Origin of the sequence: Vibrio rumoiensis (assembly GCF_002218045.2) — a bacterium.
Lineage (GTDB): Bacteria > Pseudomonadota > Gammaproteobacteria > Enterobacterales > Vibrionaceae > Vibrio > Vibrio rumoiensis.
The window spans coordinates 752,073-772,740 of record NZ_AP018686.1 but is presented as its reverse complement, the minus strand read 5'-3'; the positions used below and the strand labels follow the sequence as shown (position 1 = coordinate 772,740).

The 20,668-nt window shown below is 43.8% G+C and carries 15 protein-coding genes; 11 read left to right on the top strand and 4 right to left on the bottom strand.

Going from position 1 to position 20,668, the window contains the following annotated elements; genetic code table 11:
• Positions 1-7 precede the first annotated feature (7 nt).
• Complete coding sequence (locus VRUMOI_RS15950) at positions 8-448, bottom strand: PACE efflux transporter (RefSeq protein ID WP_089140410.1); 441 nt, start codon at positions 446-448, stop codon at positions 8-10.
• Positions 449-588: 140 nt separating this feature from the next.
• Between VRUMOI_RS15950 and VRUMOI_RS15945 the strand changes: the two genes are divergently transcribed.
• The 3 genes from VRUMOI_RS15945 (at position 589) to VRUMOI_RS19280 (ending at position 2,886) form a co-directional block, all read left to right on the top strand.
• Complete coding sequence (locus tag VRUMOI_RS15945; RefSeq protein ID WP_089140409.1) at positions 589-1,470, top strand: LysR family transcriptional regulator; 882 nt, start codon at positions 589-591, stop codon at positions 1,468-1,470.
• A gap of 78 nt (positions 1,471-1,548) precedes the next feature.
• Positions 1,549-2,724, top strand: coding sequence for a benzoate/H(+) symporter BenE family transporter (locus VRUMOI_RS15940; RefSeq protein WP_089140422.1), 1,176 nt, complete (start codon positions 1,549-1,551; stop codon positions 2,722-2,724).
• Positions 2,725-2,886 carry a YciI family protein gene (locus VRUMOI_RS19280; protein WP_162598438.1) on the top strand — a complete coding sequence of 54 codons (162 nt, stop codon included), beginning with the start codon at positions 2,725-2,727 and terminating at the stop codon, positions 2,884-2,886.
• Between the two features lie 47 nt (positions 2,887-2,933).
• Here the strand turns inward: VRUMOI_RS19280 and VRUMOI_RS15935 are convergent, their stop codons facing one another.
• The 3 genes from VRUMOI_RS15935 to VRUMOI_RS15925 form a co-directional block, all read right to left on the bottom strand.
• Complete coding sequence (locus VRUMOI_RS15935) at positions 2,934-4,253, bottom strand: lysine N(6)-hydroxylase/L-ornithine N(5)-oxygenase family protein (protein ID WP_089140408.1); 1,320 nt, start codon at positions 4,251-4,253, stop codon at positions 2,934-2,936.
• Between the two features lie 67 nt (positions 4,254-4,320).
• The gene (locus VRUMOI_RS15930) at positions 4,321-7,119 is read right to left on the bottom strand and encodes a GNAT family N-acetyltransferase (protein ID WP_089140407.1); all 2,799 of its coding nucleotides are present in this window, start codon (positions 7,117-7,119) and stop codon (positions 4,321-4,323) included.
• A 44-nt stretch (positions 7,120-7,163) separates the two neighbouring features.
• Entirely contained in the window at positions 7,164-8,339 is a 1,176-nt protein-coding gene (locus VRUMOI_RS15925) for an MFS transporter (protein WP_089140406.1), read from the bottom strand.
• Between the two features lie 171 nt (positions 8,340-8,510).
• Here VRUMOI_RS15925 and VRUMOI_RS15920 point away from each other — a divergent pair, with 171 nt between their 5' ends.
• The 8 genes from VRUMOI_RS15920 (at position 8,511) to VRUMOI_RS15885 (ending at position 20,565) form a co-directional block, all read left to right on the top strand.
• Positions 8,511-10,259, top strand: a complete 1,749-nt coding sequence (locus tag VRUMOI_RS15920) for an IucA/IucC family protein (protein WP_089140405.1) — start codon at positions 8,511-8,513, stop codon at positions 10,257-10,259.
• Positions 10,260-10,422: 163 nt separating this feature from the next.
• Positions 10,423-11,190, top strand: coding sequence for an ABC transporter ATP-binding protein (locus tag VRUMOI_RS15915; RefSeq protein WP_089140404.1), 768 nt, complete (start codon positions 10,423-10,425; stop codon positions 11,188-11,190).
• A 22-nt stretch (positions 11,191-11,212) separates the two neighbouring features.
• Positions 11,213-12,187, top strand: coding sequence for an ABC transporter substrate-binding protein (locus tag VRUMOI_RS15910; protein ID WP_089140403.1), 975 nt, complete (start codon positions 11,213-11,215; stop codon positions 12,185-12,187).
• Positions 12,188-14,209, top strand: coding sequence for a Fe(3+)-hydroxamate ABC transporter permease FhuB (gene fhuB, locus VRUMOI_RS15905; protein WP_089140402.1), 2,022 nt, complete (start codon positions 12,188-12,190; stop codon positions 14,207-14,209).
• A gap of 277 nt (positions 14,210-14,486) precedes the next feature.
• Positions 14,487-16,688: a TonB-dependent receptor gene (locus VRUMOI_RS15900; protein ID WP_408646308.1), complete on the top strand. Its 2,202-nt coding sequence runs from the start codon at positions 14,487-14,489 to the stop codon at positions 16,686-16,688.
• 442 nt (positions 16,689-17,130) lie between these two features.
• Positions 17,131-18,318 (top strand): M24 family metallopeptidase, encoded by a 1,188-nt coding sequence (locus VRUMOI_RS15895; RefSeq protein WP_089140400.1) that lies wholly within the window; start codon positions 17,131-17,133, stop codon positions 18,316-18,318.
• 26 nt (positions 18,319-18,344) lie between these two features.
• A complete protein-coding gene (locus VRUMOI_RS15890; RefSeq protein WP_089140399.1) occupies positions 18,345-18,812 on the top strand; it encodes an Lrp/AsnC family transcriptional regulator in 468 nt (155 codons plus the stop codon).
• A 226-nt stretch (positions 18,813-19,038) separates the two neighbouring features.
• The gene (locus VRUMOI_RS15885; RefSeq protein WP_089140421.1) at positions 19,039-20,565 is read left to right on the top strand and encodes an NAD-dependent succinate-semialdehyde dehydrogenase; all 1,527 of its coding nucleotides are present in this window, start codon (positions 19,039-19,041) and stop codon (positions 20,563-20,565) included.
• Positions 20,566-20,668: the final 103 nt, after the last annotated feature.

The following is a 20,668-nucleotide window of genomic DNA, read 5'->3' as shown; positions in this document are numbered from 1 at the left end:
GTAATGGCTAAGACTGGCTATCCAATGCTGGTTTGGCTTGCGGCACGGGGAAGATTCGGTCGTAAGCCAGGTTATAAACAAAAGCGTAAATCAGATAAAACAGCGCCATTCCTAAGTCTAAAATGAAAGCTTCCATTAAGCCTATCTCTAACCACCATGCCATGATCGGCAAGGTAATCACTAGCAATCCCGCTTCAAATAAACAGGCATGAAAGATTCGCATGGCGACGGTTTTATTGAGCTGGCCTGTGTGTTTGAGCATCGCCTTATCAAATAAGATGTTATAGAAGTAATTCCATACGGTGGCGATGATTGAGAATGCCACTGCTAACACACCTATTTTGGTCATATCCATATTGATCAGCTTGGCAATCCCAAGCGTTAAAATCGCGAGGCCAATCAATTCAAAACAGATGGTGTGTCTTAATCTATCAAAGGTAGTACGCATTGTTTCCTCTAACTTATTCTCTAATCTCATCAACCCTTGTTGATGTTAACAATCAAACTGACGCTATTATTAATGCTAAATTGGATATATTCTAATTAATAACTATCGCTTTTTTAGATAGATTGATATGGGGAAGTGAGATGCGTTTTTCAATTGATCAGTTGCAATCTTTTGTGGTGGCAGCGGAACAAGGATCGTTTTCAGCGGCGGCGCGGCATTTGGGTAAAGCGCAATCGGTAGTGAGTACCGCGGTCGCCAATCTTGAAGCGGATTTAAATCTAGCGCTATTTGATCGTACTACTCGCTCGCCAAAGCTAACCGCTCATGGTGAAGTTTTGCTGGTGCGTGCCAAGCGCATTTTAAATGAATGTGGTGTGTTTTTATCGGCGGCGGATGCGTATCAAATGGGCGTTGAAGAGAAGATCACATTAGTGGTGGAATCAATGGCGATGACACAGGCGGTTGCGCAAGCCCTGTTTCATTTTGAGCAGCAATACCCATTGGTTGAAATTGAAATCTTGCATGTTAATGAAAGTGAAGTGCTGGAGTTTATTCGTGATGGCCGGGCGCAACTGGCTGTGTTACAGCAACTTGAATTGATGTATCCCGGAGAAATCGAAGTCTACGGCTTAGGGTTTTTAGAGTTCTGGTGTGTGACAGGCATGCAGCATCCTCTGGCGCAACAAGAGAAAGTGACATGGCAGATGTTAGAACGCTATCGTCAGTTTTTGATTACGGGGCGTTACGGGCAAGATACGCCAAGGTGGCGAGTGTCCGATCAAGTATGGCGAACCGAAAGTGCTCATTCGACCATACCGATGTTACAACAAGGGCTAGGTTGGGCATCGTTACCGGCTCAAGTGGTGAATGATTTTGTGCGTACTAAGCAATTAAAACGGCTAGAGCTGGCTTTTGAGTCTCAACCATGGAAGCAAGGCATTGATCTGATTTGGTCTACGCAGCACCCGCAAGGTCAGGCGACGCAAGCGTTGATCGCGCAATTAAAAAGTATTCAACTTTAATATTTTGGGTATATCGATAGATTTAGATATGATGGCTCGAATCGAGTCACGGATGACAAGGATAAGTCGACGCACATGATGGATTATGCAAAGTTAGAACACTTAAAATCGTGGGGGAATATTGGCCATATTTCAGCAGGGTTTACTGCGGTATTAATCGGTTATACCAGTTCGATTGTTATCATCATACAAGCCGCCACCGCTGCCGGAGCAAACCCGTTGCAGATCGCCAGTTGGTTATTGGTGCTAGGGCTGATGGTTGGAGTGAGTTCTATTGCTTACTCTTGGTATTACAAGATGCCGGTGTTGATGTCGTGGTCAACGCCCGGTGCCGCGATGCTGGTGGCGGCGGTAGGGCAATATGCACTTGCCGAAGTGATTGGCGCGTTTATTATTTCAGGTTTTTTGATTGTGCTCACTGGGCTGATCTCTCCGCTTAGTCGTTTGATTGAAAAGATCCCACCTCAACTCGCGACCGCCATGCTTGGGGCGATTTTGATCCCATTTTGTTTGAAAGCCTTTACGTCCGTAATGAGTAGCCCACTTACGTTTACCTTGATGATGGTGACATTTTTTGTGGCAAAGCGTTATTTAGCTCGTTATGCCATGATGCTACTACTGATTGTTGGTGTGGCGATGGCGATTTTTTCTGGCGCGTTTGCTGAACAATCCATTTCATTAGACATTGCTCAACCGGTGTGGGTAACACCTGATTTTAATTGGATGTCGATGCTTAATCTCAGTTTGCCTCTCTATATCATCACCATGCTGTCGCAGAACTTACCGGGTTTTGCCATGATGAGAAGCTATCAGTACCAAGTGCCGGCTAAACCGGTGTTTATAGGAACGGGCATTGTGAATATGTTACTCGCCCCATTTGGTGGGTTTAGCCTCAATCTTGCGGCCATTTCCGCGGCGATTTGCATGAATGAAGAAGTGGATGAAGATAGAACACAGCGTTATCGTTCTGCCATGTGGGCAGGGGTGTTTTATGTGATTGCAGGGTTATGGGCGACCGCGGTGGTGACGATTTTCTTAGCGCTACCAAAAGAGATTTCTCATATTCTGGCCGGCCTTGCATTGCTTGGTACTTTACTGATGTGTATGCAAAGTGCGTTTGCTGATGAAAAATTACGTGAATCTTCACTCTATACTTTTTTAGTGACCCTCTCGGGTATTACGCTATTCGGTATTGGCGCAACGCTTTGGGGGCTCATTGCTGGACTGCTGCATAAAAAGATGATGGGGCGGTAAATGATAACAATAGGAAGTAATATTATGTTCGTTATTTCATTGACTTATGTTTGTAGCCTTGAAGACGATCCTTTTTATCAGCATGGATTAGCGGAATACGATATTACCGAATTCATTCCAACTAAAACCGCGCAAGAATTGTCTTTTCTATTAGAAAAATGATGTAAAAATAAAGATCTAGCCTTAAACTAGATCTTTATTTATTTCAACTACATAGAACTCACTGCTGCTAAATTATGCTGAGGTTCTATATCCAATCCCCAATCAAGAATGTTTTGTTCTTCACTGAGTTCATAAATGGTTCTTTGACTTAAACTATTGACGATTTTTGCCGCTCGCCACGCTGCTAAACTGAGTTGAGGCTCGGCAATGCCGTGATTATGAGTACCAGAATTTACAATGTAAATACGGTTATTTTGCATTCCTTTCCACTGTAAGCAGTAGTCGCTGCTCAGTACGAGTCGATTGTGCTGATCGGTGATCATCAAAGGTTTTAAATGTTCAAGACATGCAGGTAGATCATGAGTAAACCCAGTACATAATATAACGATGTCTGCTTTTATTGTTTCAATCTGCTGGGTGAGACCATGTTGAATACCGAGCTGATATTCCCCATTGCGATATTGGCTGCTGACTAAACTTTGATGAGGTTTTATTGCCCACCATTTAGGGGTTCGTAATACGTATTTGTCGTGATAAAGGCGCTGATACAATCCGTTTAAGCAATCTGACGTGACGCCGTCACTTGCTAATTTCTGATGACAGACTTCATTACGCTTATTTTTTGGGTCGAGGTGGTAAAATTGATTGACGTAATCTGGCATGAAATATTGATCAGTAAAGCAACCTTCATCTAACTGCTCGATGTTGGGGCGGCGTGAAATCCATTCAATTCGCTCTGGCTTTCCGAAATGTTGGTCAAAGGTGTGCTGAAATATGTCTGCGCCCGTTTGGCCACCACCAATGATGGCGATGCGCTTGCCCGTTAAGTCTGGCGCTCTTAAAGCTAGCTCGCTCGCGTGAAAGCAATGGTCTGAGACTAAATCACGGATACACTCTGGAATATGCGGCTGCATGCCTGTTCCTATGATCAAGTCTTTGCTGGTATAGCGATCCTGTTGTGAATGAATAACAAAGTGGTCATCGAAGTAATCGACCTGTTCAATGTGACAGTCGAATTGTGTGTTGGGCAGCTGGTGTGCGGTCCAGGCTAAATAATCAGAGAATTCTAATCGAGAAATCACGGACTGGCCTGATGCACAAAATGGATAAAACTTCCGTTGTTTTACCAAGTAATTTAAGAAGCTGTATGGGCTAGTGGGGTCAACGGCACTGACTAAGTCTTTTAAAAATGAGGTTTGCATTTTAGCATCGCTGAGTAGCAATCCTGGATGCCAACTGAATGAGGGCTTTCTTTCTAAGAACCGAGTTCGCAACTGGGTTTTTGACTCTTCAATTAATGCGGCAATGCTTAAATTAAATGGGCCAAGTCCAATGCCAAGGCAATCAAAATCTGGTTGAGTCTTCATGATGTGTTCCCTACAGGTATAAGCAATGTCAGTGATGATGTGTTTATCATCACTGACAGTGGTGAAATTAAAAAATGACGTTGTCAAAAAAGTCGTGACGTTGACATTGCAGCAATGCAGCACGTTTATGCGGAAAATCAAATTCGAATTGTTTTTTCATTCCAATACGTTCGGTGATTTTGACTACTCGATGGTTTTTCGCGTTTGGTTCACCCACGGTGTTCATGGTTTGTGGTTCAACTAAGAAGCAATAATGTAGAATTGACTTACCCCAAGCATCAAAGTAAGTGCCGCCACGGTAGTCAAAATTACCGACTAAGATGTGTACGCCTCGGTCATAATCTTGGCATTCATAATAAGGCCCTAAGCGATCTTCAGCGGCCCAGTACACTTCAAAATATCCAAACGCGACGCCATCAAATTCCCCGATTACGGCAAATTGATGCGGATCTTGCTCTAGCTTTTTTAGGTATTGAGAATGCATTTCTAAACTACCTTCTAACTCCCAAACTGGCGAAGTTAAAGGGTGGTTATGCCATTGATGGAAGGTAGTGAGATCACGATCAATTTCTATCATTCGGAATGACACGATGCGCTTTAAGTGATAACAGTAGCGCTGAAAGACGGTGCCCACGGGTTTGGACGGACGGGTTGGATGCGAAATGCCATTGGCCGCCGTTTGTCGTTGGGCTGATTCTGTGAGTTGGGCTGATTGATGCCAGATTGGCGCCACTTGCAGAAAGGTACTGAGTAATAGCTTACCGTTGGTTAGGTGAGGTTCTATAAAACTAGGCCAATGTCCGCAATTAAGAACCGTTTTATTACTGGTATAAAACGCATGTTCAGCGGCGCTCCACCACAGCATTGATTCGGTTAAATCTGTGTCGAGATAAAGGCCATCTTGCGAATGAATAATATCGAATTCTCCTTGTAATAACCCCAACTCATAAAGAGCGAACCGTTGATGTGAATGATCTTGTGCAACCAAAATCTGTAATGATTCAATACAAATATTTCGAGGTTGAAGACCATTTGTTGGTAAAGGTTTATACAGTCGAGTTTTGGGCTGAGAGTCATAAAACGGATTTTCAATTTCGCAATAGATCTGACTAGGATCCGGTAACGTAGCTTCGTTGAAATCAGATAAGAAGCAGAAGAAATTACGTTTCCAACTCAGTGTTGGTGAAGAGAGTAAGTAATCATAAAAGCCGGAATCTTTAGGTTGAGCCTGACGCCATTGACGAAACGTATGTTGGCAGACTGACCATAATGCACATTCGTCAACTTGGGTGTCGGCACTAATGGCTGCGATCGTATTGAGCAAAGTATTGCCGATGAGATAATAAGAAAGATAAGGATCGACTTTATCTCGAGAAACATAATATTCGGGCTCTTGACCATCAAAAAGAGCAGATAAACGTTGCAGAGCAATATCGGTTAAGGCGATGCCTTGGCAATCTCGATATTTCATACCTGCAGGTAGATTATCTTCAATCGTTAATAAAATGTTTTGTTGGTGTGCGAGTAAAATGATGCCGTAATCACTGCGTGCGATGCACAGCGGGTGGATCACTTGATTCATAAATTGGTTCAGCCACTGACGAGAAGCCATCTCTAATGTCAGCTGATTTTCTTGCGCATAGTTTCTTACCCATTGGCCAATTTGACTTTTACCATTCAGGTTTTGGTTGGCGGTGGCGAGAACATGGGTGGTAGTAGGTTGTGCTTGTACGGTGTGTGGTGCTGTAAAGGAGTGAAAGACATTGTCACGTAAGCAGACTAAAGGCAAGTCTAGGCAATGTCCGTTCGAATCTTTCACAGAAGCCCAAATTGGCTCTTGAATAAATTCAGTGTGAGGCATTCTTTGCTGCATTTCTTGACCGGCTGGCGTTTGTAATATTTGGCTAAACTGAACACCGCGTTTGGCTTCTTTTTCGCTGAGTAGTCGTAAAGAGTTAGTCAACTTAACAGGCAATGACACTTTGAGCATCCAAGCTAGTTGAGGATGATAAATCGCTCTGGTGGATGAGGTGGCGGTCCAGCCATGCGTGCTGAGTTGACAATCTACGACATATTCAGACAGGCCATGAGTTTCAATATCTTCTCGCCACTCTGCCGCTTGCAATGGATGCATTGGCAGTGCTAACCAACCTTGTTGAATTCGTGTGGGTATATGGTTTGTGGTTTTTCCATCCACGCTTAAATTGCTCTGTAATAGCGCCTTAAAGGTGTGCAGTAATTGCGGTGTCTCTGTTTGAGTGGCGATGTAATCTGGGTGCACGGCAAACCACTCAACCGCAAAGCTTTGTCCATATTCAGGAAGGTAAGCCTGTTGCTGCGCTTCAGTTAGTGGCTCACAACTTTTTGGTGCGGGATGCATGCTATGGCCTCCAACTAAAGATTGTTCTGATTGAATGAAAGTATCATCAGAATTGCCAGTAAGTGAGCGGCGTTCTAGAGCTTGAAAGGCGTGCTGGATATAGCGAGTCGATTCTCCGACGCGGTTGAAGAAACGATCACGAACCGCGGGTTCTAAGTCGGGATAGAAATGGGAAATCACTAATTCGATTGCGCGGGAAAAATCGATTTTATTGGCAGGATTTCTCTCTGTATTCAGCTGCTGTTTGTTTTGAATGTTGACATTGTTTATCAAGTAAATATCGCCTTGGTAGCGATGACGACCAAGTTGCGATACATAACTTAATGGTAAGGCGAGTTGCTGCGTTCCAAGCGGAATATAAAGAGCTTGCTGTACAACACGACAATCTTTTTCTTCCATAGAAAAGCTATTGAAAAAGCTTTGTAATCCAAGGGTTGAGGCGGGTTGAATTGTGCTATCTGGAATAGCGAATAAGTCGATAGACATATCTTTTCCTTTATATGAAGCAATGACGATCCATGATTGGACGGTTAATCGATGATTGAGGGTTGGAGTAGACGTTGACGTTTAAGCAACACCACACTCAGAAACAATATTGAGATGAACATGATCAGTAAGTGTTCAGCGTTGATGCTTAAATAGACGGCTAATGAAGCCAGTGCAGTACCAATCAGGTGGCCACTAGAATGGGATTGCGCTAATAAGCCACTGAGTTGGCTGGTATAGAGTTTGTCTTGCCCAATAGATAACAACTGTTTGGAATACCAGGCCGGTAGATTGGATAACGCAATGGTCAGCGCAGCGCTAAAGATCACTAGTAGTATCAAACTATGTTGAAAAGTGGCGAGAATGTAGCCACAGAACGCAAGAGGCCAGATGATGCAGTGCCAAATAAGGGTTGGGCGAGCCAGCAAATTAGGAATGATCCACATTTGATTGATCGCCATTAATCCGCTAATGGCCAATAAAATACCGGCAAGATAGTCGGAAACTTGCACGGAACTTAACCCTAACTTACTTAAATAAGGCACCAGCATTAGCTGATACATGGCCACTAACAGCGTCGTTAAACTTGCAGTGAAAAAGGTCAATTTATATTTCTGAGCGAGCTTCAATGATGAAACGGCTTTAATTTTATTGGAGGAAATCACCAAATTTAAGCTATTTTTGGCGAGCCATTTAATAAGCAATAAACTCATGCTGATAGGCAACAAGGTAAGCAATAGCAGGCTTGTTAAGCTCATAGGTAAAAACACAAGAGCTGGCCCCAATAAGCGACCAAGGGTGGCGGCTCCACTCAGCTTTGATATTTTATTTAATTCAGCAGGGCGCTTATGGGCGAGGTAAGTCTGCCCGATTGGCATAAATGCGCTGCTGAATAAGCCAAGCCCGAACCGGCTCAAGGCGGCTAACCAAAGTTGTGGTTCTGTTAAGTGGAGTAGGGCTGCAATGAAGAAAAGATGACACATAATGTAGCCCATTCCTGCGATCCAATAGGCTTGCGTCAAACTCATTCGATTGAGGTGCTTTCCCCATAACCCCGAGCCAATCCAGTAACTGATTAAATTGACATTGATAGCAATCGCGATAAGTCCTAGTTCATTGCTTTGTGCATCGACGTTAAAAAGCATCGCAATTTGAGGCAGTAACGCGATCAATAAAGTTTGATTAATTCCTAATGTGAATAGCGATCCATATAACCACATAACGACCAACTTAAATGATAATGCAAATAATTATCATTATGATTGTTGATCTTTGGTGCGGATGTCAATACATTAAAGGGGATTTTTTGGTGATTATTTCGTGCTACATGGATTTGTTATACGAATAAATATCAATGGCTTATTTGTGGTTATTAGCTGATTGGAGGCTGCGTGTCATATCTATTTTGGGAAAGAGCAAACCGTAATTTGATTAGTAAAACATTAAGTGAAATTCATTTTGAGCAGCTTATTGAATATGTGTCGGCTGACTCTCTATCTTTTAGCCTTCAAACTTCGAATAAGCGCTGTTACCAAGTTGACTGTGGTGAAAATCAATGGCGATTTAAAGCACAAAAAACGGTATGGGGAATGTTAAATATTGATAATGATTCGATTGAATCTAGCCACGGCCCCGTTCCTTTAATCAATGATTTATTAATGGACTTACAATCGCTACTCACTATTTCTGATATGAATCTAGCAGGCTTCTTTGAAGAGATACAACAGACGCTTCGGAGCGAGTTGCGTAGCTTAGAGGTTCAGCAAGGAGTGACGGCGTTCGATATTGTTCAGTGTGATGAGATAACAAGGCAGCGATATTTAAATGCCCACCCTAAGCTAATCGCGAATAAAGGGCGTTTAGGGTGGGGAGAGCATGATCTTGAACGTTATTCTCCGGAGTCAGGTCAGTCTTTTAAGTTGCACTTTTTAGCGGTAGATAAATCGATTTCAGTTTCTGGATTTAAGATGGATTTATCGATTCAAGACCTATTCTCCTCGTTTGTGACGCAAGACGAATGGCAAGTTTTAACTGAGCAATTACCGGTGGGAGGGCTCGATAAATTCGACATTATTCTCGTTCATCCTTGGCAGTTACAACGTTACCTGAAAAGCCAATTTTTACAGTATTTTGTTGAAAATAAGCTGATCGATTTAGGTGAAACTTCTACCAATTGGCGAGCGCAGCAGTCGATCAGAACGTTAACGGCGGAGCGAGCGAATGTCGATGTCGATATCAAAACGGCATTAACGATTTTAAATACTTCTTGTTATCGAGGGATACCTGGAAAATACATTGCTCACGGCGCTCGAATTTCCGCTTGGTTGGCGGAGATTGCGGAAAATGATGCGGTACTAAGTGGGTTAGGTTTACGTGTTCAGCAAGAAATCGGCGGAGTGTATTGCCCTCATCCTTACCAATCTAAAATTGATGGGCCGTACCGTTATCAAGAAATGCTGGGTTGTATTTGGCGAGAACGAGCCGAAAGCTTACTCGGTCGGCACCAAAGGCCACTTTCGATGGCAACCTTAATGCAAGAAGATTTAACGGGGATGCCATGCATCGAAGCGTTAATTCAATTATCACAACGTACGCCACAAGACTGGTTGAAAGCGATGTTTACTCATGTGGTGGTGCCTATTTATCACTTAATGGTGAAATATGGCGTAGGCATTGTGGCACATGGTCAAAACGTTACTTTGATTTTAGAAGACCACTTTCCCGCTGGATGTTTGATTAAAGATTTCCATGGCGATCTTCGGTTGATCGATCAAGATTACCCAGAACTATCGACACTTGATCACGATATCCAAGAAAACCTCGTTCGTTTACCTGCTCATTACCTTATTCATGACTTGCTTACCGGCCACTTTGTCACCGTACTTCGTTTTGTTTCTCCGATGCTTGAAGGTGTTGACTTCAATGAGCCGGAGTTTTATCGCTTACTCAAAAGTACATTGCAGGATTATCAATCGCAGCATCCAGAGTTAAATGATCGTTTTAAAGAGTTAGATTTACTCACCGCTCATATTGACAAAATTTGCCTTAATAAAGTGCGCTTTAATATTGGATTAGGGGATAGCAGCGAAAGGCCATTGCCTGAATTAGCGGATCCCATCGTCAATCCTTTGCTTATCTAGTTGGCGCTTGAGTGCTTTTATCCATCAGGTTAGCGGTCAATGGCTACAGAAAAAACATCACAAAAACGTTATAGCAATGAATATAAATTCAATATGGTATTGATAGTGTTTATGATAATCATTACTATTTGCAATGTTTGTTTTGTTGAGTGGGCTTAAGGATATGTTTCGATTACAAGGTGTTACGTTTGAGACTCAAGATAAGACGATTCTAAGCTCGACCTCTTTAAGTTTTGAAAAGGGCAAAGTGACCAGTTTGCTTGGTCATAATGGTAGCGGAAAATCGACCTTGATAAAGATGCTGGCAAGGCAACAACCGGCGACGGATGGCGAGATCCTTTTGGGTGACCAGCCTTTGTCTGAACTATCCGCCAAGGAATTTGCGCTTAAAGTGGCCTACTTACCGCAACACCCACCGTTAACTGATGGCGTCAAAGTACGAGAATTAGTGCGCTTTGGTCGTTATCCGTGGAAAGGGTTATTGGGTCGATATAGTGCTCAAGATGATGAATTTATCGATCAAGCGATTGAGCAAGTCGGTTTAACACACATGCAAGATCGTTTCGTGGCGACGCTTTCTGGTGGTGAGAGACAACGGGCTTGGATGGCGATGCTATTAGCGCAAAAGAGTGAATGCATTTTGCTCGATGAACCGACATCAGCGTTAGACGTTGCGCATCAATATGAATTATTAGCGCTAGTACGAGAGTTGAACCAAGAGCTAGGGCTAACGGTGATTATGGTGTTGCACGATATCAATATGGCCGCGAGATTTAGCGATCACATGGTGGCGCTGCATTCTGGAAAAGTCTTAGCGAGTGGCGCACCCAATGAATTAATGCAGCAAGAGGTTTTGCAGCAGATATACGGTATTCCTCTGGATTTGTTTATCCACCCTGAAAGTGGCCATGCAATCAGCTATATCCGTTAACGCATTGAAAAAGGAAGTTTGTATGAAAGCGTGGTTAGTTTCATTCCTATTATTATGGGTATCAATCAGTGCCTATGCCGACAGTGTTCAACATGAAATGGGGCGTATTGAACTCGACACCGTTCCAACCAAAGTGGTGGCATTAGATTGGGTGATGGCTGAGCATTTGTTGGCTCTTGGCGTCACGCCTGTTGGGATTGCTGATGCAAAGGGATACCAATCCTGGGTCGTTAAACCTGAATTGCCAGAGAGTGTGGTGAGTGTTGGTTCAAGACGGGAGCCTAATCTTGAATTATTAGCACAGATGAAACCGGATTTAATTTTGATGAGTAATACGATGAGCCCTGCTTATCAAAAGCTCAACGCGATTGCGCCAACCATGGTGTTAAGTGTTTACACCGATTCACACCAGCCGATAGAGAATGCAAAATCTCAACTGCGTCGTTTAGGTGAAGTGTTGCATCGAACGGAACAAGCCGAACAGGTGATTGCTCAATTTGATGCCACTCTACATGCCAATAAAGTTAAAATTGAACAATTCGCTGAAATCTCAAAAAAAACGATCCCTCCTTTGTTATTTATTCGCTTTATTGGTGAAAAACATATTCGTATTCACGGAAATTCATCTTTAGCTGGAGAAACGATTCAGCGCATGGGCTTAAGTAATGCCTGGCAGCAACAGGGCAATAGCTGGGGTTTTAGCTCCGCGACGGTTCAGCAATTAGCACCACTACAAAACTCAGAGGTTTTCTATTTCGGGCCGTTAACTGAAGATGACAGAAAAGTGCTTAACCATAACCCTATTTGGCAAGTGATGCAGTTTGTGCGTGAGCAGCGAGTCCATGCTCTACCGCCAGTGTGGACGTTTGGCGGCTTATTAGCGGCACAAAGGTTAAGTGATGAGATTACTAAGACTTTTATTCAATCAGGTTCTGTTGCTTTAGAGAAAAAAGAGCTTGAGGGTTTGAATACGGTAATGAAAGGCAAGGTTAACTAAATGGACGTTGCTTTGGCTCATTCTTCAAACAGTGACTCCATTAAATATTGGGGGATTGCTGCTGGGGTGATAGTGGTGATTGCAGCACTTATTCGTGTGAGCTTGCCGTATCCATTGCCGCTTTCGCAATTGGGACAGGCTTTGTTCTCGCCCGATCAAAATAGTTACCAACAAGTGATTTTGCACTACGGCTATTTTCCTCGTTTAGCGATGGCGTTGCTATGTGGGGCAGGATTAGCGTTGGCGGGCTCTGTGATGCAAACCGTGCTGAGAAATCCACTGGCTTCACCGACAACACTTGGCGTGGCTTCTGGCGCTCAGTTAGGGGTGGCGATTGCCATGTTATTGCCGTTGTCTGCTTGGCATGCAGAGTTTGCAGCATTGTTTTGGTTGTCACCGAAAACGTTCGCCTTTGCTGGAGGATTAATGGCGACTGCCTTGGTGTTTTTGCTCACGGCTCGCAAAGGATTTGCGCCATTACAAATGGTATTAGCGGGCATGGTGGTCACATTATTTCTGGGCTCACTCAATATGGTGTTGATTTTATTTAACGATCAGCAGTTAAGTGGGCTATTTATCTGGGGCGCTGGGGCTTTAGATCAAAATGATTGGAGTGGGGTCGCCCATTTAACACCACAAATTGTCGTTGCGTTATTGTTGTTACTGTTCATCCAACGGCCACTTGCCATTTTGCAATTAGGCGAAGAGGTGGCGGCTTCGATTGGCGTGAAAGTGGGCATGCTGAGAATGGTCGCTTTGGTGATTGCGGTCTTCGTGACAGCAAGTATTGTCAGTGAAGTGGGGATTATTAGTTTTATTGGTTTAGTCGCCCCGAGTGTCGCGAGGTTACTGGGTGCCAGACGACTTATTTCTCAGTTCTTGCTCAGTACTGTCGTCGGAGCGATTTTGTTATTAGTGACGGATCTTTTAGTGATGCCTTTTGCGGGCGTAGCAGGGGATTTATTGCCAACGGGGGCGGTTACAGCCTTGATTGGTGCGCCATGTCTATTGTGGCTGCTGAATAAGCAAAGCGGATCAAATACACAAAGGTTTCAACCTGACGCTGCTCCGCAGTTTTCTGAACAAGGTTTCTTCTCGGTATTTGCGATTGCCGTTTCCGTTTTAGTTTTGCTTGCGTTGTTATCTTTGTTTTTCGGACAAAGTCAATTTGGTTGGCAAATAAACGTTTCTGCTAGCGTATTAGATTTACGAATGCCAAGAATGTGGGTGGCGATGTTTGCTGGTTCAGCCCTGGCGTTGGCTGGTTGCATTATTCAGCGTATTACCGGCAACCCGATGTCGAGCCCTGAAGTGATTGGCATTAGTTCAGGCGCCGCGTTTGCTCTGGTATTTGGTGTGTTGGTGTTTGGTTCAATGACTCGGATTGAACAACTGCTATTAGGCAGCAGTGGTGCGTTATTTATCATGTTTATGGTGTGGTGGTTGAGTAAAAAGAGTCAGCTGTCGCCTGTGAAAATGTTACTGACGGGAGTGGCGTTAAGCGCTTTGCTTGATTCTTTAATTCGGATTTCTTTAGTGACGGGCAATGAGCAAGTAAAAGCATTATTAGCTTGGCTTTCAGGGTCGACTTATCTAGTGGCATGGTCAGATTCATGGTTATTAGTCATTGGCACGATGGTATTGGCAGGAGCTGTATTTCTATGTCATCGCTGGCTTGATTTAATGGCTTTAGGCAATACCACGGCGAGTGCATTGGGTTTGAATACTTATCGCGTTCGTCAGTGCTTAATGTTATTGGCTTCATTGTTAACTGCATTGGCCGTGATTGTGGTTGGCCCCTTAAGTTTTGTTGGTTTGTTAGCGCCACATATGGCGAAATCGATGGGGCAATATAGTGCCAAACACCAGATGCTACTGGCGTGTGTGATAGGCAGTAACATTATGCTGCTTGCCGATTGGCTCGGGCGTAATATCTGGTTTCCTTGGCAAGTACCTGCTGGGTTATTGGCATCACTGATTGGTGGTGGCTACTTTATCTATTTGCTAAGAAAGCAGGATTAAATCAGAAAAAGAATAAGGTTGAACATTCTATTCAACCAAAGGCTGTCGCTTGCCGTTACTTGGGTATATGGGGCAGTTACAGTACCGCGTTAAGTTGACCATAGAGTTGATCTCGCGGGATATCCGTTACTCATTATACGAATGCTTATCATTGGTATTTTGATTATCAATAATGAGGTTCTAATAAAGTAATGGATTTTCTATGGCGGAAATCGCTACGAAGAATGAATGAGCGTTTATTAATAAAAACAGTATAGAGAGACGAAGTTAAATGGAAATCAACACGTTAAAAGGACTCAACTTAACACCTGTCAGTTTGGTATTAGCAATCGCTGGTGTAGCAAGTTTTTCCGTTCAAGCTGAAGAGAAAAGCGCATCAATGGATACCGTGGTGGTGGTCGCCAGTACCGCGCCGAAAAGTATTAGCGATATTCCGGGTACGGTTTGGTATGTCGATTCAGATCGCATTGAAGAAGAAGCGCGTAGTGGTAAAAGTTTAGGGGATATTTTAGCTGCCACTATTCCTTCGTTAGACATTGGTAGCCAAGGCCGAACCAATACCTCACAAAACTTACGTGGTCGCTCTGCGTTAGTGATGATTGATGGTGTATCACTAAATTCATCTCGCTCGATTAGTCGCCAATTTGATTCTATCGACCCATTTAATATTGAACGAATTGAAGTGCTTTCCGGTGCGACATCGGTCTACGGGGCTGGGGCTACCGGTGGCGTGATTAATATTGTGACTAAAAAAGCCAGTGATCAAGGCTTGCACGCTGAAACTTACGTTGGTGGCGGCAGTGGTTTTAATAACGGTGAAGACTACGATGGAAAAATTGCCCAATCGATCAGTGGTGGTAATGAAAAAGCCCGAGGTCGAATTTCTGCGGTTTATCACGACACGGGAGCGAAATACGATGCTAATGGCGACATTATTGTGTCGGATATCACTCAAGGCTCTTTGCAATACAACACCGTCTTAGATTTGATGGCAACAGGGGAGCTGAATTTAACCGATACTCAAACCTTGTCTATTCTCGCTCAATATTATGATAGCCAACAAGATAGCCCTTATGGCATCGATTTTGGGGCAAACTTCGCAGGCTTACGAGATGAAAGCCAGATGAATGTTCGCAGCAAAGGCTATTCATCTGACCGCCAAGGTGGAACAGAGCGTTACATGGTGAATGTGAATTATCTCAATTCCGACTTTCTAAGCCAGCAACTCATGATCCAAGCGTCTTATCGTAAAGAGAAAATGTCGTTTATTCCTTTTATTTACGGTAGTTACATGGCGGCTTCAGAGCAGAACACAGAGGTGGTGAGCTTACGAATGGCGTTATTGAAAGAGTTTGGGCGATTTAACCTAACTTACGGCCTTGATGGTTATATCGATACTTTAGACAGCAGCCAAGATATTTTTGACCCAGCAACGAGCCTTGCCACTGGCGGGTTAGTTAATAATACCTATGCCACGATTGGTCGTTATCCAGGTACAGAAGTGTCGTCGGTGGCCGGTTTTGTTCAGGGTGAATTTAACATTACCGATGATTGGGTCGTCCAAGGTGGTTACCGCTATCAATACATTAATAATAAAATTGATGACTTTGTTGCCGCAGATGCTCAAGCGATGATTGCACTCGGTGGCGCGACGTCTGCCGACAGTGTGGAAGGTGGCAGTACCGATTACACGGTTGGGTTATTTAACTTAGGAACGATTTACCATATTAACAATATGAACCAAATCTGGGCGAACTTCTCCCAAGGTTTTGATCTCGCCGATCCCGCTAAATATTACGGCTATGGTACTTATCAGCCGCAAGCAAATGGCCACTTGAGCTTAACTGATAGCGTAAATGTATCGGACAGCGAATTAGAAGGCATGAAAACCAACAGTTTTGAAATTGGTATGCGTAACCAAGTAGGAGAATTTAGCATTCAAACTGCGGCGTATATTTCACTATCGGATAAAGTGACGTCTTACGATAAAAGTACCCTTGCCGTATTAGTCTCCGATTTCGATAAACGGGTTTATGGTTTAGAAACGGAGCTTAATTATTGGCTAACGTCTAACTTGCAAATCGGTGGCTTAGGGCATGTTGTGCGTAGTGAAGAAAAAAATGCCAATGGCGATTGGGTGAAATCGGCTGTCACGACAGCGAGCGCTTCAAAAGTAGGGGCATGGGTTGGTTGGTACGATGATATTTATGCCTTACGCCTACAAAGTAACACCATGTTTGATTTGAGCGATGACTCGGATAACGAACTTGATGGTTACACGACGGTTGATTTAACAACGTCAGTGAAATTACCAGTAGGTAGCTTAGGTTTTGGTATTCAGAACTTACTTAATGAAGATTACACTACCGTTTGGGGGCAACGTGCTCAAATATATTACGGTGGTTCAGCTCCAGCTTCTGCGTTTGACTATAAAGGCCAAGGACGAACTTATATGCTGAGCTATCAGGTTAAATACTAATTGTTAAAATTTTAGTATCACAATATTGATAGAAACCTATATAAAAACAGGCACATCGAGTGTCTGTTTTTTTTCGTAATACATTTTTTATGCAAATTCCTTTCTCTGAACCATACTGAAATTATGACGGTTTTATTATTCAACCTTTTATGCCCCGTACCATGCTGGGTATAGGTCAATCGAAATCAGTAGTCACAGTCTTAACAATGACACTTTTCAGTTAAGTTTATCGTTTATAACAATGGCTCGATTGTTGCTTAACTCATCACACTATAAGTCTTGAATATCTACTTATTTGGATTGGCCTTAGCATTTTGGAGTGTGAATTCCAAGTGTGGGGGATGTGATGATTCACGGTTTGTGGTGGCTCGTTGTCTATTTTTGTTTATAACGCAACGTGCCATTTCAAACCAAGTGCTGTTTTTGGCAAAGAGGAATGGATATGCAACGAGTGGTATTTAAGTTTTCGTTGGAAGAGTACCAACAACGCTTACTTAAAGTCCGTCAATCGATGGAAGAGAATGAGTTGGATTTATTGATCATTCATGATCCTTCCAATATGGCATGGTTAACTGGATACGATGGTTGGTCGTTTTATGTCCCTCAATGTGTAGTGGTATCAACCAGTGGTGAACCGATTTGGTTTGGTCGTTATCTAGATGCTAACGGCGCATTCCGTACGGTTTACATGGCTGCTGAGAACGTCTTTTATTACCCAGATTATTATGTGATGAACCCTCAATTACACCCGATGGAATATTTGGTGAAAGCCGTTCTTGCGCCTAAATTATGGGATCGTGGTCGTATTGGGGTGGAAAAAGACAATTATTACTTTAGTGCCACAGCGTTTGAATGGTTAAGAGATAGCCTGCCCAATGCTCAGCTACTCGATGCAACCGGTTTGGTGAACTGGTGCCGAGCAATAAAGTCGGATCAAGAGCTGTTGTATATGTATCACGCGGCGCGCATTGTCGAAAACATGCACCGAGTCGCGTTTGAGATGATAGAGCCCGGATTGCCTAAGCATCATTTGGTGGCGGAGATCAATCGTCAAGCGGTACTTGGTTATGAAGGACACTTTGGCGACTATGCTTCGATTGTGCCGATGCTTCCATCTGGTGCAGATGCCTCCGCACCGCACTTAACATGGGATGATCAGCCGTTTAATAAAGGGGAAGGTACCTTCATTGAGATGGCGGGGGTGCATCGCCGTTATCATTGCCCCTTATCTCGTACGATATTTTTAGGGGAACCCGATGATGAGTTTAAACGCGCTGATGAAGCATTAACCATTGCTTTAGAAGCGGCGATGGATGTTGCGAAACCGGGTAATACTTGCGCCGATGTCGCGAATGTTCTGCAAACCATATTAGATAAAGCTGGCTTTGACCGAGCCGGTGCGCGTTGTGGGTATCCGATAGGCTTGAGTTACCCACCGGATTGGGGAGAGCGGACGATGAGTTTTCGTCGTGAAGATCAAACCGTTCTACAAGAAGGGATGACTTTCCATTTAATGCCCGGACTTTGGTTTGATAATTGGGGGCTTGAAACAACAGAGAGTATTGTGATTACCTCATTTGGTGCTCAAGCCTTGTGTGATTATCCACGGCACCTGTTTATCAAGCACTAGGCTGGATTTAATCGATTGGAGGTGTGATGCAGCTAGATCAGTACGATATGAAAATACTGCAAATCTTGCAGGAAAATGGGCGCATAACCAAATCGCAATTAGCGGATGAAATTCATCTATCCGTCAGCCCATGTTGGGAGCGGGTGAAGAAGTTGGAAAAAGCCGGCATCATTGAAGGCTATGGCGCGCGCGTCAATATTAATCAGATATTAAAACGAACGTCGGTATTGGTTGAAGTGTCATTGAAGGAACACCGCTCTCAAGCCTTCAAACGCTTTGAATCGTTAATGTGTCAAACACCGGAAGTGACGGATTGTTATGCAACCGGTGGTGGTGTGGATTACATCATTAAGATACAGGCTCAAGATATTGATCAATACCAGCGATTGATGGATATATGGCTGGATTCTGATCTCGGTATTGAGCGTTATTTCACTTATATCGTGACGAAAACCATCAAGCAAAACGCGACATCAGTGGAAAGTCATTATTAATAGGATGCTAGCGATGTAAGGTCACCAGAAAAAATAACGATATTCTGGTGACTCAACAGAAAAAACACACACTTCCCCCATCCATCTTCAAAAACATTCTCCTGCGGCTTTTTTTATCCTTTAACTATGAGATTGATTATGTCACCACGCATGTTAAGTGGGGCTCATAGAACGGGAGGTTGTCATGGGATTTGCTGAACGCGATATTCATTCAATAAACGATTCGATGAATCATCATTCTGGTTATCACACCAATAACAGTGACTATAAAGCATCGCATGAAATGATGACGTTGCTTGATGATGTTCGTTTGGTGAGAAACCACGCCTATATCAATGGTAAATGGCAATGTGGTGAGCATTTCCATGCGGTTGAAAATCCAGCGAATAATCAAACCATCGGCTACATCAGCATGCTTAGTGAACAGCAAATTGATGATGCGATTGAGTCGGCGGATCAAGCGTTTCACCCATGGCGAAAATTGAGTGTCGATCAGCGCGCTGAGTATTTGATGAACTGGTATTACGCCATTTTAGAATCAAAACAAGATCTCGCGCATTTGATGGTGGTGGAACAAGGCAAAACGCTCGCTGAAGCACTTGGTGAGATTGAGTATGGGGCCTCGTTTGTTCGCTGGTTTGCCGAAGAAGCGCGTCGCAGTTATGGACAAACCATTCCAAGTCATATTCAAAATGCGCAACTTTCAACGTTAAGAGAGCCGATTGGCGTTGCCGCATTAATTACCCCCTGGAATTTTCCCAATGCCATGATCACTCGTAAAGCAGCCGCCGCTCTTGCGATTGGTTGCCCTGTGGTAATTAAACCGGCCAGTGACACGCCATTTTCCGCGTTGGCATTAGCTGAATTGGTTGATCGTTGTGGTTTTCCTGCTGGGGTTTTTAATGTGGTCACCGGTGATGCGGCGATGATCTCCAAACAATTATGTTCAGCGACTCAAGTGAAGGCGTTGTCATTTACCGGTTCGACAGCGGTAGGAAAGCGATTACTCAAGCAAGCGGCTGAAACCGTTAAAAAATGCAGCATGGAGTTAGGCGGTAATGCACCGTTTATTGTGTTGGATGATATGGATATTGAGCAGGCTGTTGACGCTGCCATTGATGCGAAATTTCAAACGTCGGGACAAGACTGTTTAGCGGCCAATCGCATCTTTGTGCCACGTCGTCACTATGAAGCATTCTTGACCAAGTTTGCCGAATCAATGAAGCAGATCGTTGTCGGTAATGGGCTGGATCCTAAAGTCACTCTTGGGCCGCTTATTTCCGTTAATGCGGCTAAAAACGCGACTCGCCTTGTCAATGATGCTATTGAGAAAGGCGCGCGTGTTATTGCCCAATATCAAGGGCATTTATCTGGACCTAACTTTTTTGCCCCGACCTTACTGGCCGATGTGACTCCGGACATGGCGGTGTATCGAGAGGAGAATTTTTGCCCAATCGCAGGGGTGTTGCCTTATGACGACTTAGAGCAAGTGATCGACATGAGTAATGAGACTGAATATGGCTTAGCGGCTTATGTATATGGTCACAATATTCATGATATTTGGCGCTGTATGCGAGGGTTGGAGTTTGGCATGGTGAGTGTTAATTCCGTCAAGATGACCGGTGGACCCATTCCATTTGGCGGCGTTAAACAATCGGGTCTCGGACGAGAAGGAAGTTGCCACGGCTTTGATGAATTCAGTGAGATTAAATATTGCTGCTTAGGGCAACTGCCAACGGCGAGTGGTTCTTGACATACCCGCCGTAGTTGAAGCTGCAGCTTTGTTAACGGCGATCACTCACCCCAATCATTTAGACAAGCTAATCATGGGGCTTCATTCACTTGTCGCCTCGCTG